Origin of the sequence: Rugosimonospora africana, assembly GCF_016862975.1 — a bacterium.
Lineage (GTDB): Bacteria > Actinomycetota > Actinomycetes > Mycobacteriales > Micromonosporaceae > Rugosimonospora > Rugosimonospora africana.
In genome coordinates this window covers 1-15,133 of the sequence record NZ_BONZ01000005.1, presented here as the reverse complement: position 1 = coordinate 15,133, position 15,133 = coordinate 1, and the positions used below count along the sequence as shown (strand labels likewise).

14 protein-coding genes are annotated in these 15,133 nt (G+C 71.5%); 8 read left to right on the top strand and 6 right to left on the bottom strand.

Annotated elements, in window-relative coordinates; genetic code table 11:
- Nucleotides 1–191 (top strand): hypothetical protein (locus Raf01_RS01670; protein ID WP_203915888.1); only part of this gene is annotated, 191 nt, incomplete at its 5' end.
- 16 nt (nt 192–207) lie between these two features.
- Here Raf01_RS01670 and Raf01_RS01665 read toward each other — a convergent pair.
- A complete protein-coding gene (locus tag Raf01_RS01665; protein WP_203915887.1) occupies nt 208–606 on the bottom strand; it encodes a DUF5319 domain-containing protein in 399 nt (132 codons plus the stop codon).
- Nucleotides 607–957: 351 nt separating this feature from the next.
- On the opposite strand from Raf01_RS01665, the gene guaB reads away from it, so the two are divergent.
- From guaB to Raf01_RS01650, 3 genes are all read left to right on the top strand, one after another.
- Nucleotides 958–2,463 (top strand): IMP dehydrogenase, encoded by a 1,506-nt coding sequence (gene guaB / locus Raf01_RS01660; protein ID WP_373319432.1) that lies wholly within the window; start codon nt 958–960, stop codon nt 2,461–2,463.
- Between the two features lie 31 nt (nt 2,464–2,494).
- Nucleotides 2,495–3,613 (top strand): GuaB3 family IMP dehydrogenase-related protein, encoded by a 1,119-nt coding sequence (locus tag Raf01_RS01655; RefSeq protein ID WP_203915886.1) that lies wholly within the window; start codon nt 2,495–2,497, stop codon nt 3,611–3,613.
- 115 nt (nt 3,614–3,728) lie between these two features.
- Nucleotides 3,729–5,387, top strand: a complete 1,659-nt coding sequence (locus Raf01_RS01650; RefSeq protein WP_203915885.1) for an FAD-dependent oxidoreductase — start codon at nt 3,729–3,731, stop codon at nt 5,385–5,387.
- A gap of 5 nt (nt 5,388–5,392) precedes the next feature.
- On the opposite strand, the gene Raf01_RS01645 is transcribed toward Raf01_RS01650, so the two are convergent.
- Nucleotides 5,393–6,274 carry a DUF72 domain-containing protein gene (locus Raf01_RS01645; RefSeq protein WP_203915884.1) on the bottom strand — a complete coding sequence of 294 codons (882 nt, stop codon included), beginning with the start codon at nt 6,272–6,274 and terminating at the stop codon, nt 5,393–5,395.
- 160 nt (nt 6,275–6,434) lie between these two features.
- Between Raf01_RS01645 and guaA the strand changes: the two genes are divergently transcribed.
- Nucleotides 6,435–7,985 (top strand): glutamine-hydrolyzing GMP synthase, encoded by a 1,551-nt coding sequence (gene guaA / locus Raf01_RS01640; RefSeq protein ID WP_203915883.1) that lies wholly within the window; start codon nt 6,435–6,437, stop codon nt 7,983–7,985.
- Between the two features lie 10 nt (nt 7,986–7,995).
- On the opposite strand, the gene Raf01_RS01635 is transcribed toward guaA, so the two are convergent.
- A complete protein-coding gene (locus tag Raf01_RS01635) occupies nt 7,996–8,277 on the bottom strand; it encodes a PspC domain-containing protein (RefSeq protein WP_203915882.1) in 282 nt (93 codons plus the stop codon).
- Between the two features lie 172 nt (nt 8,278–8,449).
- Here Raf01_RS01635 and Raf01_RS01630 point away from each other — a divergent pair, with 172 nt between their 5' ends.
- The 3 genes from Raf01_RS01630 to Raf01_RS01620 all read left to right on the top strand — a co-directional run bounded on the left by Raf01_RS01630 (nt 8,450) and on the right by Raf01_RS01620 (nt 11,581).
- Nucleotides 8,450–9,391 carry an NUDIX domain-containing protein gene (locus Raf01_RS01630; protein ID WP_203915881.1) on the top strand — a complete coding sequence of 314 codons (942 nt, stop codon included), beginning with the start codon at nt 8,450–8,452 and terminating at the stop codon, nt 9,389–9,391.
- A gap of 27 nt (nt 9,392–9,418) precedes the next feature.
- Entirely contained in the window at nt 9,419–10,333 is a 915-nt protein-coding gene (locus tag Raf01_RS01625; protein WP_203915880.1) for an NUDIX hydrolase, read from the top strand.
- 216 nt (nt 10,334–10,549) lie between these two features.
- Nucleotides 10,550–11,581 carry a CDP-alcohol phosphatidyltransferase family protein gene (locus Raf01_RS01620; protein WP_239133294.1) on the top strand — a complete coding sequence of 344 codons (1,032 nt, stop codon included), beginning with the start codon at nt 10,550–10,552 and terminating at the stop codon, nt 11,579–11,581.
- 97 nt (nt 11,582–11,678) lie between these two features.
- On the opposite strand, the gene Raf01_RS01615 is transcribed toward Raf01_RS01620, so the two are convergent.
- The 3 genes from Raf01_RS01615 to Raf01_RS01605 form a co-directional block, all read right to left on the bottom strand.
- A complete protein-coding gene (locus Raf01_RS01615; protein ID WP_203915879.1) occupies nt 11,679–12,920 on the bottom strand; it encodes a phosphatidylserine decarboxylase in 1,242 nt (413 codons plus the stop codon).
- Nucleotides 12,921–13,089: 169 nt separating this feature from the next.
- Nucleotides 13,090–13,314, bottom strand: coding sequence for a hypothetical protein (locus tag Raf01_RS01610; RefSeq protein ID WP_203915878.1), 225 nt, complete (start codon nt 13,312–13,314; stop codon nt 13,090–13,092).
- Nucleotides 13,311–15,133, bottom strand: a 1,823-nt coding sequence (locus Raf01_RS01605; RefSeq protein WP_239133293.1) for a PspC domain-containing protein, incomplete at its 5' end; no start/stop codon positions are given. The genes Raf01_RS01605 and Raf01_RS01610, both read right to left, overlap by 4 nt.

The window sequence follows — 15,133 nt, the reverse complement described above, 5'->3', positions numbered from 1 at the left end:
GGCTGCGCCTGGCGGAAGTCACGACCCGGCTGCGCCTGGCGGAAGTCACGACCCGGCTGCGCCTGGCGGAAGTCACGACCCGGCTGCGCCCTGCGAACGGCTGGCTGCGGCCCGCTCGTCGCCCCGCGGCCCGCACAGGCCCCGTCGCCGCCAACCCGGGCAGCGCCGCTGAGTCCGAGCGTCCGGCTTGATCAACCCTGGTGAGCGCTACTCGTCGCTCTCGGTCAGCGTGTCGTGTACGCCGTCGGCGTAACCCCGGGCGTACTCCCAGGTCACGTAGTGATCGGGATCCGGATCGTAGGCCGGCTCGTGCACCCTCGGGCGGCCGGAGTCGAGCAGGTGACGCAGGTTGCCGCGGAGCAGGTCCCAGTCGAAGTAGTGCGGTTCGTGGCAGTCCTCGCACTCGATCACCAGGCCGCGCACCCCGACCGGGGTCAGTAACGCCTGGTAGATCTCCAGATCCGCGAGATCTTCCAGGACGTCCTCCCGCTCGGTCGCGGTCAGCGCGTCACCGCTCTCCTCGGTCTCGCCCTCGTCGAGGTCGGCAAGCTCGTTCGAGGGGTCGGCGGGGTCGCCGGCGAAGGGATCGATCGGCTCGTCGTGCACGCCTCCACGTTATCCCCGAACGGGGCGTGCCGCCGGCCCGCAACCCCGCAGTGGCGGCCTTGCCGCCTGGAGCCGCTTGACCGGCCCGCCCACAAACGAGGCGGGCCTGGCGGCCTTGCCGCCTGGAGCCGCTTGACCGGCCCGCCCACAAACGAGGCGGGCCTGGCGGCCTTGCCGCTCGGAGCCGCTTGACCGGCCCGCCCACAAACGAGGCGGGCCCGGCGGCCTTGCCGTCCGGAGCCGCTTGACCGGCCCGCCCACAAACCAGGTGGGCCTGGCGGCCAGCCGTCGTGGCTGGTGCCAACGTGCTGGTGGGTACGATGTTGGGACGCAGCCGAGGGGATACCCAAAGTGAATCTTCAACCCGCCGACGACGCCACTGTGAACGTGATACCGCTGGGACTGACGTTCGATGACGTCCTGCTTCTGCCGGTCGAGTCCGACGTGCGGCCGGGGGAGACTCTCACCCGGACCCGGCTGACCCGCAACGTCGAGGTGGCAATGCCGCTGGTCTCCAGCGCGATGGACACGGTCACCGAGGCCCGGATGGCGATCGCCATGGCCCGGCACGGGGGCATCGGCGTGCTGCACCGCAATCTGTCCACCGAGGATCAGGCGCAACAGGTCGACCTGGTGAAGCGGTCCGAAGCCGGGATGATCACCAACCCGATCACCTGCTCGCCCGACGACACCGTGCGCGACGTCGACGCGCTGTGCGGCCGGTTCCGCATCTCCGGCGTCCCGGTCACCGGACCCGACGGCGCGCTCGTGGGCATCGTCACCAACCGCGACATGCGCTTCGTCACCGACAAGCAGGCGCTGGTCCGTGACGTGATGACCAAGATGCCGCTGGTGACCGCGCCAGTCGGGGTCAGCAAAGAGGAGGCGCTCGCGCTCCTGCGGCAGCACAAGATCGAGAAGCTTCCGCTGGTCGACGACGCTGGCCGGCTGCGCGGCCTGATCACGGTCAAGGACTTCGCGAAGAGCGAGCAGTTCCCCGACGCCACCAAGGACGAGGCCGGCCGGCTGCGGGTGGCTGCCGCGATCGGTGTGGGCGAGGACGCCTACAAGCGGGCCCGGGCGCTCGTCGACGCCGGGGTGGACGTGATCGTCGTGGATGTCGCGCACGGCCACAGCCGGGCGCTGCTGGAGATGATCGCCCGCCTGAAGCGGGAGACCCAGGTCGACATCGTCGGCGGCAACGTCGCGACGTACGCCGGAGCGAAGGCCATCGCCGAGGCGGGCGCCGACGCGGTCAAGGTCGGTGTCGGGCCGGGATCCATCTGCACCACCCGGGTCGTCGCCGGGGTCGGGGTGCCGCAGGTTACCGCGATCATGGAAGCTGCCCGGGCCTGCCGCCCGCTGGGCGTACCGGTGATCGGCGACGGCGGCATGCAGTATTCGGGTGACATCGCCAAGGCGATCGTCGCCGGGGCCGACACCGTGATGCTGGGCAGCCTGCTGGCCGGTTGCGAGGAGAGCCCGGGCGAGCTGATCTTCATCAACGGCAAGCAGTTCAAGTCGTACCGGGGGATGGGCTCGCTGGGCGCCATGCAGGCCCGGGGCGGGGCGAAGTCGTACTCCAAGGATCGGTACTTCCAGGACGACGTGATCTCCGACGACAAGTTGATCCCGGAGGGCATCGAGGGGCAGGTACCGTATCGTGGCCCGCTCGGCGCCGTCGCTCACCAGCTCGTCGGCGGTCTCCGCCAGGCGATGTTCTACACCGGCGCGAACAGCATCGAACAGATGCACGAGCGCGGCCAGCTCATCCGGATCACCGCTGCTGGGCTCAAGGAGAGCCACCCGCACGACATCCAGATGACCGTCGAGGCCCCCAACTACCACTCCCGCTGAACGCCCCCTCATTCCCTCCGGAGCTGTCGTCGTGCGTGACGTTGTTGAGATCGGGCTGGGCAAGACCGCTCAGCGCGGGTACCACCTGGATGACATCGCGGTGGTGCCCAGCCGCCGTACCCGTGACGTGGACGACGTGTCCACGTCATGGCAGCTCGACGCGTACCAATTCAAAATCCCCTGCGTGGCGCACCCGTCGGACGCCACCATGAGCCCGGCGACCGCGGCGACCCTCGGGCAGCTCGGCGGCCTCGGCGTGCTCAACGTGGAGGGGCTGTGGACGCGGTACGAGGATCCGACCAAGATCCTCAAGGAGCTGTCGGCGCTGGATGACGAGGCGCCCGCGACCCGGCGCCTTCAGGAGGTCTACGCCGAGCCGATCCGCCCGGACCTGATCGCCGACCGGGTCCGCGCGATCCGGGACGAGGGCGTGACCGTCGCGGTACGGGTGTCTCCGCAGCACACGCTGGCGCTGGCGCCGGTGATCCTGGACGCCGGGGTGGACATCCTGGTCATCCAGGGCACCCTGGTCTCCGCCGAGCACGTGTCCGTGGTGGACGAACCGCTGAACCTCAAGGAGTTCATCGCCGACCTGGACCTGCCGGTCATCGTCGGCGGCTGCACCAACTACCAGACCGCGCTGCACCTGATGCGCACCGGAGCGGCCGGGGTCATCGTCGGGGTGGGCGCGGACGAGTGGTCCACGACCGACATGGTGTTGGGCATCCGGGTACCGATGGCGACCGCGATCGCGGACGCGGCGGCGGCGCGGCGCGACTACCTGGACGAGACCGGTGGCCGGTACGTGCACCTGATCGCGGACGGCGACCTCCAGACGTCCGGGGACATCGCGAAGGCGTTGGGTTGCGGCGCGGACGCGGTGATGCTGGGCGAGCCGCTGTCGGTGTGCGCGGAGGCGCCGGCCGGCGGTGCCTGGTGGCACTCGGCGGCGAGCCACCCGAGCCTGCCGCGCGGCGCGTTCGGCTCGGCCGGGACCCCGCAGGGCCCCATGGAGCGCCTGCTGTTCGGCCCGTCCGACGATCCGGACGGCGGACTCAACCTGTTCGGTGGCCTGCGCCGTGCGATGGCCAAGTGCGGGTACCGCGACCTCAAGGAGTTCCAGAAGGTCGGCCTGGTCCTCGACCGCTGATCTCTTCGTGGCCCCCGGCCGGGCGTTGACGCCGTACCGGACGGGGGCTTACGTTACCGGCAGGTAACGAGGAGAGGTCCGCCGCGGTCAAGCGGCGGGGAAACGGGATTGCCTGATGGCCGACTACGACGTCGTGGTGATCGGGTCGGGGTTCGGTGGCAGCGTCGCCGCGCTGCGCCTGGCGGAGAAGGGCTACCGGGTCGCCGTCATCGAAGCCGGCCGGCGCTTCGCCGACGACGAGTTCCCGGAGACCTCCTGGGACACCAAGCGCTTCCTGTGGGCGCCCGCGCTGCGCTGCTTCGGCATCCAGCGGATCAGCCTGCTGCGCAACGTCCTGGTGCTGTCCGGTGCCGGCGTCGGCGGCGGTTCCCTGGTCTACGCGAACACCCTGTACCGGCCGCTGGCCCCGTTCTACGCCGACCCGCAGTGGAGCGGGATCACCGACTGGTCCGATGAGCTGGCGCCCTGGTATGACCAGGCGGAGCGCATGCTCGGCGTGAACACCTACCAGCGGGACACCCCGGCCGACCAGGTGATGCGGCGGGTGGCGGAGCGGATGGGCGTGGGCGAGACCTACCACCCGACTCCGGTCGGCGTCTACTTTGGACAGTCCGGGGTGGACCCCTACTTCGGTGGTGCGGGCCCCAACCGGGATGCCTGTCTGAACTGCGGCGCGTGCATGACCGGCTGCCGGCACAACGCAAAGAACACCCTGGTGAAGAACTACCTGTACCTCGCCGAACAGTTGGGCGCCGAGATCCTTCCGCTGACCACGGTCACCGACGTGCGCCCGGCGGCCGACGGCTACCGGATCACCACCCGGCGCACGGGTGGGCGGCGGCGCGCGACGATCAGTGCCGAGCAGGTGGTGTTCGCGGCCGGCGCGCTGGGCACCCAGCGGTTGCTGCACCGGATGAAGGCCACCGGCGCGCTGCCCGGGATCTCTGACCGGCTGGGTGCGTTGACCCGCACAAACTCGGAGTCCATCCTCGGCGCCAAGGCGCTGGATCTCGGTACCGACTTCACCGAGGGTGTGGCGATCACCAGCTCGTTCCACCCCGATGAGCACACCCACGTGGAACCCGTGCGCTACGGGCGGGGTTCCGGCGCGATGGGGCTGCTGCAGACCGTACTCGTGGACGGCGATTCGTGGCGCCCGCTGCGCTGGTGGACGACGTTCCTGCGCCGGCCGGGTACCAACCTGCGGATGCTCTCCCCGCGCAAGTGGTCCGAGCGTACGGTGATCGCCCTGGTCATGCAGTCGCTGGACAATTCGTTGACCGTCCACTATGGACGGAACTGGTACGGCCGGCGCCGGATGACCAGCGTCCAGGGGCACGGTGCCCCCAACCCCCGCTGGATCCCGGCCGGTAACAAGGCGGTCCGGCTGATCGCCGAGGAGATCGGCGGTGTCGCCGGCGGATCCTGGCCGGACGTGTTCAACATGCCGGTCACCGCGCACATCCTGGGCGGTGCGGTGATCGGCTCCTCGCCGGAGAATGGCGTCGTCGACCCGTACCACCGGGTCTTCGGCCACCCCGGCTTGCACGTGGTCGACGGCGCGGCGGTGTGCGCGAACCTCGGTGTGAACCCGTCACTGACGATCACGGCTCAGGCCGAGCGGGCGATGGCGCTGTGGCCCAACCGCGGCGACGCCGACCCACGCCCAGCCGTTGGCGAGCAGTACCGCCGCCTGGAGCCGGTGCCGCCCGCGCACCCGGCCGTCCCGGACGGCGCCCCGGCGGCCCTACCCGTGACGGCCGACCGGGACTGACCCGCTCAGGACTCCTCCGAATCGCCGAGCAGGTCGACCAGCGTCGCGGCGTTGCGCTGCGCGTAATCGGAGTAGCAATTGTTCATGAGTACGTGGGTCTGCCCGGCCTGCTCCGACAGCTTCTCCAGCTTCGGCGCCCACGACTTCAGTTCCTTGTCCGAGTACTCGTACCCGAACTTCTCGTAGATGTCGCGGCTGGTCCAGTTGTCGCTGTGGCCGTGGAAGCGCACCACCGCCAGGTCGCTGGTGGCCTCCAGCACCGGCGGGATCGACGACTTGTGTCCCTGCGGCATGTCCACCGCGACGAACGGGAGGTTGTGCTGGCGCAGGAAGTCCAGCGTCTCCTGCTGGTTGTCGCCGTCGAACCAGCTCTCGTGGCGCAGCTCGATGCCCACCCGCAACGGGCTGCACCGCTTCGCGACCTCCAGCAGGTACTGCTTGTTGGAGCGGCGGATGGTGAACCACGGCGGGAACTGGAACAGCAGCATGCCGAGCTTGCCGGCGTCGACCAGGGGGTCGAGCGCGGACAGGAACCGGGTCCACACGTCCTCGTACGCCTGGGGCGGCAGGTCGTTCGGATAGATGTTCTTCTTGTCGGTCTCCGGGCGCAGATCCTTGTAGAGCTTGCCGGGCTGGGTCGGGTGGCCGGTGAGCAGGCTGAACGCCTTGACGTTGAACAGGAAGCCGGGCGGGGTGCGGGACGCCCACAGCCCGACGGTCTGCTCGGCCGGCGGCGAGTAGTAGGTGGAGTCCACCTCGACCAGCGGGAACTGCTGGGCGTAGTAGCCCAGGCGCTTCTGCGGCGTGTCCGCCGACTGCGGGTACCAGCCGGACGCGAGCAGCGTCTTGTCCGTCCACGAGGCGGTGCCCACCAGGATCTTTCCCACGGAATCCAGTTCACCACCGATGGGAGGTCGCCACCACCGGGCCGGCGAAGCGGCTGTCGCCCGGGCGAGTGGGTGATGTGGATCACGCTGCCCCGGAGACCCGTGCCGGGCGGCCGGTCGGGCCGGTCGGGCGCCGTACCGGCCCCGGTAGTCTTCGGGTATGTCCGTGCCCCGTCCGGTTCTCGTCGTCGACCTCGGCGCCCAGTACGCACAGCTGATCGCCCGCCGGGTCCGTGAGGCGCGCGTCTACTCCGAGATCGTCCCGCACTCGATGCCGGTCGCCGACATGCTGGCGAAACGTCCGGTCGCGATCATCCTGTCCGGCGGCCCGTCCAGCGTGTACGAGCCCGGAGCCCCGCAGATCGACCGCGCACTGTTCGAGGCCGGGGTACCGGTCTTCGGCATCTGCTACGGGTTCCAGGCCATGGCCCAGGCCCTCGGCGGCACGGTTGAGCACACCGGGCAGCGCGAGTTCGGCGGCACCAAGCTGGCCGTGCTGGAGTCGGGCCGGCTCTTCGACGGGCTCGCGCCGACCCAGGACGTGTGGATGAGTCACGGGGACTGCGTGACCGCCGCGCCTCCCGGGTTCGGGGTCACCGCACAGAGCGCGGGTGCCCCGGTCGCGGCGTTCGAGGACCTCGCCGGCCGGCGCGCCGGGGTGCAGTTCCACCCCGAGGTCGCGCACACCCCCGACGGCCAGCGGATGCTGGAACACTTCCTGTACGACATCGCCGGCGTCGAGCGGAACTGGACCAACGCGAGCATCATCGCCGACCAGGTGGCCGCGATCCGCGAACAGGTCGGCGACAAGCAGGTGCTCTGCGCGCTGTCCGGCGGCGTGGACTCGGCGGTCGCCGCGGCGCTCGTGCACCGGGCGATCGGCGACCAGCTGACCTGCGTGTTCGTCGACCACGGCCTGCTGCGTGCCGGCGAGGCCGAGCAGGTGGAGACCGACTACGTGCAGGCCACCGGGATCAAGCTCAAGGTCGTGAACGCGGCCGATCGGTTCCTCGGCGCGCTGTCCGGGGTCGCCGATCCGGAGCAGAAGCGCAAGATCATCGGTCGTGAGTTCATCCGGGTCTTCGAACAGGCGGCCCGGGAGATCGCGCTCGAGGGCGACGTGGAGTTCCTGGTGCAGGGCACGCTCTACCCCGACGTCGTCGAGTCGGGCGGGGGTACCGGTACCGCCAGCATCAAGTCCCACCACAACGTCGGCGGCCTGCCGGACGACCTGAAGTTCGCCCTGGTGGAGCCGCTGCGCACGCTCTTCAAGGACGAGGTACGGGCGATCGGCGCCGAGTTGGGGCTGCCGGAGGCGATGGTCTGGCGGCACCCGTTCCCCGGGCCGGGCCTGGCCATCCGGATCATCGGAGAGGTGACCCGGGAGCGGCTGGACGTGCTGCGCGCCGCCGACCGGATCGCCCGCGAAGAGTTGACCGCCGCCGGGCTGGACCGCGACGTCTGGCAGTTCCCGGTGGTGCTGCTGGCGGACGTCCGGTCGGTCGGGGTCCAGGGCGATGGGCGCACCTACGGGCACCCGATCGTGCTGCGCCCGGTCACCAGCGAGGACGCGATGACCGCCGACTGGTCGAGGCTGCCGTACCCGGTGATCGCCCGCATCTCCACCCGGGTCACGAACGAGGTGCCGGAGGTCAACCGGGTCGTTCTGGACGTCACCAGCAAACCCCCGGGCACCATCGAGTGGGAGTGAACCGCGGGGGTCACGCCACGGGCGCGGCGTCGGTCGGCGCGGCCGGGTAGTCGCTGGGCGCGGGTGGGGTCACTGTCCGCGGCTGGGCGGCCGGCTCCTCCGGCATGAGGAACCACATGATCGGGTACGCCAGCAGCGCGAGGCCGCCGGTGATCAGGGCGACGAGGGCGTACGCGACCCGGACGGCGACCGGGTCGACTCCGAGGTACTGGGCCGCGCCGCCGCACACGCCGCCGACCATCCGGTCGGTACGGGAGCGGAACAGTTGCTTGTACGTGGGTACCTGTGTCATGCCTCCACGGTGCGCCCCGCAGTGCCCCGCGCGCCTCGGTGGACGCCCCGATCGGTACCCGGATCCGACCCCGATGGGTGACCCTGAGAACATCCCACGATGCGGAGAGCGACTGTCAGGAACCCGACAGTTAACAATTGGGAGACACATAAACCGGGCACAATGACCCCCTGTGACCCCCGCGCTAGAGCCGCTGAGGCGGATTGCCGCCTACGCGATATGTCGAAACTCGTCCGACGATGTCCTTTTGGTCCGTGCATCTCCCCGCTCCGGTACGCCGGGCGCCTGGTCGCTCCCGGGTGGGGCCGTCGACCACGGCGAGAACCCCAACGACACAGTGGTCCGGGAGACCGCCGCGGAGACCGGACTCTCGGTCGCCGTGGCTGAGCTGGTCGACGTGCACGCCGACATGCGCTCCCTGCCCAGCCGGGGCGTCACGATCCACACCGACCGGTTGATCTACCGGGTCACCGTGCGCGGTGGCGCCCTGATCGACCGGGTGGGCCAGCCCACCGACCTGGCCCGGTGGGTGAGCCTCGCCGATGCCGCCGCGCTGCCCCTGCGCCCGTTCACGGCGGCCGCCCTGGGCCTCCCGACGGCATCGGTGGACCTCCGGCCCGACGAGCCGCCGGACTTCCCGTCGTTCTACGCCTACCCCGGCCCGGACGGGCTGCACCGAGCCCAGCGCTTCGCTGCCTACGCGGTCGCCAGCGACACCCGGGGCAGGATCCTGCTCACTCGGATCGCCGACGGGTACCCGGGCGCCGGGCGCTGGCACCTGCCCGGCGGTGGCACGGACTACGGCGAGCAGCCGGGCACCGCGCTGATCCGGGAGCTGGCCGAGGAGACCGGCCAGAACGGCCGCTTGGTCGAGCTGCTGGGCGTGGCCAGCCACCGGGACGCGGCGTCGCTGGGGCCGGAGGGCTACCCGATCGACTGGCACGGGGTGCGCGCGTTCTACCGGGTGGTCGTCGACCAGGCCCGGGTGCCCACGGTGCACGACGTGGGCGGCTCGACGTCCGAGGCCCGCTGGTTCGACCGGACGGAACTGGCCGGCCTGGAGCTGACCGAGGTGACCGCGGAGGCGCTGGCGGCGGTACGAGCCGGCGGATGAGTGTCGGAGTTCGATAACCTGTCGATCATGAAGCAGCGGCGGCGGATCGCCGTACACGGGGTGGCACACGATCCCGGTGGCCGGGTCCTCCTGGTACCCGGGGCGGGTGACGCCGGGCCGGACGGTGACGAACCGGACGGCTGGCACCTGCCCGGTGGCGTGATCGAGCACGGCGAGCGGCCGGCCGACGCGGTCGTCCGGACGTACCGCGAACAGACCGGGCTCGATGTCAAGGTGCTCACGGTGCGTAACGTCCGGGCCGACGTGGTACGCCGTGCTGCCGCGGGCGTCGCGGTCCACACGGACAGGGTGATCTATGCGGTCACGGTGGCCGGCAGCACTCTCCGTAACGGCGGCGCCGCCCCCGCTCCGCCCGCCGAGTGGGTCGGGCCGGAGCGCCTCGGAGAGCGTCCACTGGCGCCGTACGTGGCCGAGGGGCTTGCCCTGCCGGTAACGGAGAGTGAGATCCTGGTCGAGGCTGAACCCGACATCGATCCGGCCCGGCGGACCGTGCAGCGGTTCGCCGCGTACGGCCTGGTGACCGATCCGGCCGACCGGCTCCTGCTGTGCCGGATCGCGCCGGGCTATCCGGGCGCCGGCACCTGGCACCTGCCCGGCGGCGGCACGGACTTCGGTGAGCAGGCCACGGCCGGTCTCCTCCGGGAACTGGCTGAGGAGGCCGATCAGAAGGGACGGGTGATCCGGCTGCTGGACGTGTCGGACTTCCGGAACCCGGCGGCGATGGGCCCGGAGGGCTATCCCATGGACTGGCAGACGGTACGCGTCCTGTACCGGGTGGAGGTCGACGAGCCGGTGACACCCAGAGTAACGGAGGCGGCCGGCGGCTCGACGGCCGACGCGGCCTGGTTCCGTCGTGCGGAACTTCACCGGCTCCGGCTCAACCAATTTGCCCGTTCATCGATCGGGAGTCACCTTGTGTAACCGGAATATCATGGCGGTGAGCCTCGCGATGAAGGTCGAAGTCAGGTAAGAACTCCAGTACTAGCCGTCGCTAACGACGCCGTTGTGTGCGATGGTGTAGGCCGCAAAAGCGGGGCACTCATTTCCAAACTGGAGGAGACCGTGCCGAGAACCCCATGGGGTCGGCGCCGCACCATCGACAGCCCGCGTCCAGCGGGGCGCCGTTGGGCCGGACGGCTGCGCCGCAGCGGGTCGTTGGCCCGTCAGGTGCTGACCGTACGGGTGGGACGCCGGAGGCGAAGCCTCGGCACGTCCGGTACCGCGCTGACGGCCGGGGTGGTGACCCTGCCCGCCGCTCCGGACACGCTCCTGGAGCCACTTCCGGGGCACCTGACCGGACCGACCGTCGATCCGCTGACCCGCATCGTCGCGCCGGCCGCACCGACCCTGCCGCCGGCCGTGCCGAGCCTGCCTCCGGGCATGCCGACCCTGCCGCCGGCCGTGCCGGCGCAGAGTGTCGGTGGCGCCAGGATCGCCGAGGGGTTCCACGACAGCGGGTCGCACGGTCCGGTACCGCTGCTGCCCGGCGAGCACACGCTGGCCCGGCGGGTCCGCTTCGCGGCGGTCAACGCCTGCACGATCGGCAGCCTGGTGCTCGGCATGACCGCGATCTTCCTGAGCATGCACTCCGGCGCGCGCTGGGCCGCGCTCTGCCTGGTCGGCTGTGTCACGTTCGACGGGCTCGACGGCGCGCTGGCCCGCAAGCTCGGGGTGAGCAGCCCGTTCGGGGCGCAGATGGACTCGCTCGCGGACATGTGCTCGTTCGGTATCGCCGCCCCGGTGGTGGTCTACTCATCCGTGCACAACACCGCCCGCCCGGGGCTGATAGCCGGGGCGTGCGTACTGGTCGCCGCATGTTCCGCGATCCGGCTGGCGCGGTTCAACGTCTCGCCTAAGGACGGCCGGTTCTTCTGCGGCGTACCGACGACCATGGCGGCCGCCGTTCTGGGCCTGGCCGTGCTGATCGGACTCCGCCCCTCGGGCACGTTGGCGGTGGCCGCGATCGCGGTGCTGGCGCTCGCGATGGTCTCCGGTTTCCCGTACGCGAAGCTGGCCCGGATCGTGAAGCTTCCGCCGTGGCTGTGGCTGGCCCCGGCGATCGGCGCGTTCATCGACTACCGGATCACCTTCGCCGCACTGGTCGCGCTGTATCTCGCCAGCGGCCCCCTGCTGTGGTTGCGCCAGCGAAGCGGTGCCGCGGCACGCTGACCAGAAATGCCAGCGGGCCTCGGCCCGCTGGCATTTCCTTGTCCGTGGTCTGGCGCCGCGCGCATCTGGGCGGCGCGGCGACCCAGACCAGTCGCGCTCAGCGCCAGCGGGCGATCACCGTGGCGCCGCCGGAGACCTTGTCGCCCTTCTGCACCGCCGGTTCGGCGGCGTCGGCTGGCAGGTAGACGTCGGTCCGCGAGCCGAACCGGATCAGCCCGAACCGTTCGCCACGCGCCAACAGCGAACCGACCGGCGCGCGCTGCACGATCCGGCGCGCGATCAGTCCGGTCCGCTGGGCTACGACTACCCGGCCGTGCGCGGTCTCCAGGACGGTGTACGCGGCGACGTTGTGCTCGGCCGCCGGCTTCATCGCCGGTGCGAACCCGCCGTCCTCGACGAAGTAGTCGACCACCCGCCCGGCAACCGGAGACCGGTTCACGTGAACGTCGAGAACCGAGAGGAACACCGCGATGCGCAGGTAGTCCGAGGGTGAGCCGAACCGCTGATCGGACAGCCGCTCCACCGACAGGACGTGGCCGTCGCTCGCCGCCACCACCGCGGACGCGTGCTCCGGCAGATCCCGGTTCGGGTCGCGGAAGAACGCGGCGACCGGGACGGCGGCCAGCGCCGGGAGCAGCCAGAGCCGGGACTTCGGCCGGGAGACCCGCAGGGCGGCCGCCAGGCCGAGCGCGATGCCGGCAGCGGCCACGCCGTTGGAGTCGATGTGCATGGACCGGGTCAGCGGCACGCTGGACGGTCGGTATGCCGGGGCCAGGCGATCGGTGACCGCCAGCCGGGGCTGGGTGAACCGGAGCCGGTGCACCCGTACCGGCGGCACGTTGCGCAGTACCAGGTCGGAGCCGACGCCGGTGAAGTCGGCCTGCCGGCCCAGTTCCTCGGCGGCATCGTCGAACCCGGCCAGGACGGCCACCGACAGCACCCCGCCCTCGGCGAGGTGCTTACCCAGCTCGTCGAGGTATCCCCGGGCCGACTCGGCGCTGCCGCTGAGCACCTCGGCCAGGATGGCGACGTCCGCCGGGTCGGCTTCGGTGAGCGTGTCGACCACCCGTACCCGCTCAGCGATCCACGGACCGAGCGACGCGACGTGCGCCCGCAGCTCATCCGCGGCTCCGGTCAGCGGCACCAGAGTCAGCGTGTCGTTGGGCAGCAGCCCCTCCAGCGCGGTGGTCAGCACGGCCGAGTCGGCGGTCGCCGCGACCAGCAGGCAGTTCTTGGGCCCGGCGTGCCGGGCCAGCTCCGCGGTCAGTGCCCGGGCCGCTCTCGGCCCAAGCCGGATCTCACCGAGCAGTGGGATCGGGCGGCGGGGTGGCTGGGACATGTCGCTCAGCATAGGCGGCACCCCCGACCGATGCTGCCGGCGGCAGAGAGATCGCCGTTGACCGGCGGCGGCGAGGGGTCGCCCGACCGTTCCGAGCGACCAGCGCCGCCGGCGGCGAGTCGGTCGCCGCCCGCGGCGCGGAGGTCGTGCAGCAGGCTCTGGGACTGCGTTAGCCGGCGGGCCACTCGTCCCGGTCCTGGTCCCGGGCGCGGTCCCGGCCGCGCAGGGCTCCGAGCAGGCCCAGGCCGCCGAGCAGGATCAGCGCGACCGCGGTCGCCCAGGCCAGCGTGCCGAGACCGACGTGGACCGTACGGCCGAGCGCCCACCAGCTCGCTATCAGGACGAAGATCAGTCCGAAAATCAGGGAGATCACGTCGGTGCGGTGCGGCTTCATCGGTGTACCTCCAGGTTCCCGGCGTTGAGGCGCACGTTGAGCACCAGCGTGCCGCCACCCGTGCCGTCCGCATCGTGATCGATGACCTCGTGCGGCGCCGAGCCGAGCCCGCCCCAGTGCTCACCGAAGACCTGCGCGTCGCCGACGTGGACCGCGGCGTGCACCGTGGTGTCCACCCTCGGCGGCAGCACGATGGTCAGGTCGCCGGCGTTCAGCTGGACGGTCACGGTCTCCGTCGCGCCGTTGAAGTCCACTCCGCTCAGGTCGAGCGTGGCGTCGCCGAAGTTCTGCTCGTACTGGTCGTGGACCATGGCGAGCGAAGTCGGTGCCCAGGTGATGTCGCCGTTGTTCCGGTTCCAGTGGGCGATGTCCGGCCGGTTGGCGGCGGCGCCGGCGGCGAGCGCGAGCGCCGCCACCATCCCGAGCGGGATGAGCCAGCGGGCCCGACCGAACCACGCGCCGACCAGGAGACCGACGCCGAGGGTGGCCAGGACGGCCGCCGCGTACGTGGTGAACGGGACGTCGTTCCGGGTGTCCACGAGCGCGAGCACGCCGAGCACGAGCAGCACCACGGAGAACGTGACCCGGCCGAGCCGCGAGGGTGGCCGCCGGCGGCGGGGTGCCGGAGGGGGCGGAGGGGGCGTCGGAGGCGTCGGAGGAACAGGGTTCGCTCCCAGGCCGGGGTACGGGTACCGGCTCGGCGGCTCGTACGGCCCGTGAGGCGCGAACGGGGGCCGGTAGCCGGCGCTCGGCGGGGCGGCCGGCGCGCTCATCGGCATGGTCTGGGCCGGTGGTACCTGCGGGCCGCCGGGCGCGGTGGTGGCGGTCGGTGCCTCGGGCACCGGACCGGTCCACGCCGGGCCACCCGGCCTGCGCCACGGCGGGACCTCGGACATCGGGTCCGAGTACCCGGTGGGAAATGCGCCGGGGGGTGGGGCACCGGTCTGGCGTGATCCGCCCCGGCTGATGAAGATGAACGCGCCGATCGCCAGGGCCACCAGGATGGCCGCCGTACGCAGGCCGTTGTACATCACCGAGCCGAGGGCGATCGCCGCGATCACGCCCACGACGATCACGAGTATCGGCGACGTACCTGACCGGCCGCGGCCGAGCAGGGCCTCGACCGGTGAGGCGGTGTCCCCCTCGGCCGGGATGAGCAGCCAGCCCACCAGGTACGCGAGCAGGCCGATGCCGCCGGCCAGGGTCAGTACGGCGAACAGCACCCGCCAGAGCACCGGGTCGGTGTTGGTGGCACGGCCGACGGCGGCGCACACGCCGGCCACCATGCGGCCCTGCTGGGGACGGACGAGGCCGAACCGGGTCGCCGCCCATCCGGCGGTGCCGGGCGGGGGCGGGGGTGGGGTGAAGCCGCCGGGAGGCGGGAAGCCACCTGGCGGGGGGAAGCCACCCGGGGGCGGGAAGCCACCCGGCGGCGGGTATCCGCCGGCTCCGCCGCCGGGCGCGGCCGACGGTGCCGGCGGCACGTCATCGACGGGCGGGATCCCGGCGATCGGCTCACCGGCCGGGACGTCGTCGACCCGGGGAACCTCGGCCGACGGTTCGCCGCCGGCGGGTACGCCGTCGATCGGCGGGATCGTGCGGGTCGGTTCGTCGTCGGCCAGCGGGGACCGCGCGCTCGGGATCTCGGAGGTCGGCAGGTCGTCGACCGGCGGGATTTCGGAGGTCGGCAGGTCGTCGACCGAGCGGATCTCGGTGGTCGAATCGTCCGAGACCGGCTCGTCGCTGTCGCTGTCGCCGTCGCCGGTGCCGGTGCCGGTGCCGGTGCCGGTGGCGGTGGCGGTGGCGGTGGCGGTGGCGG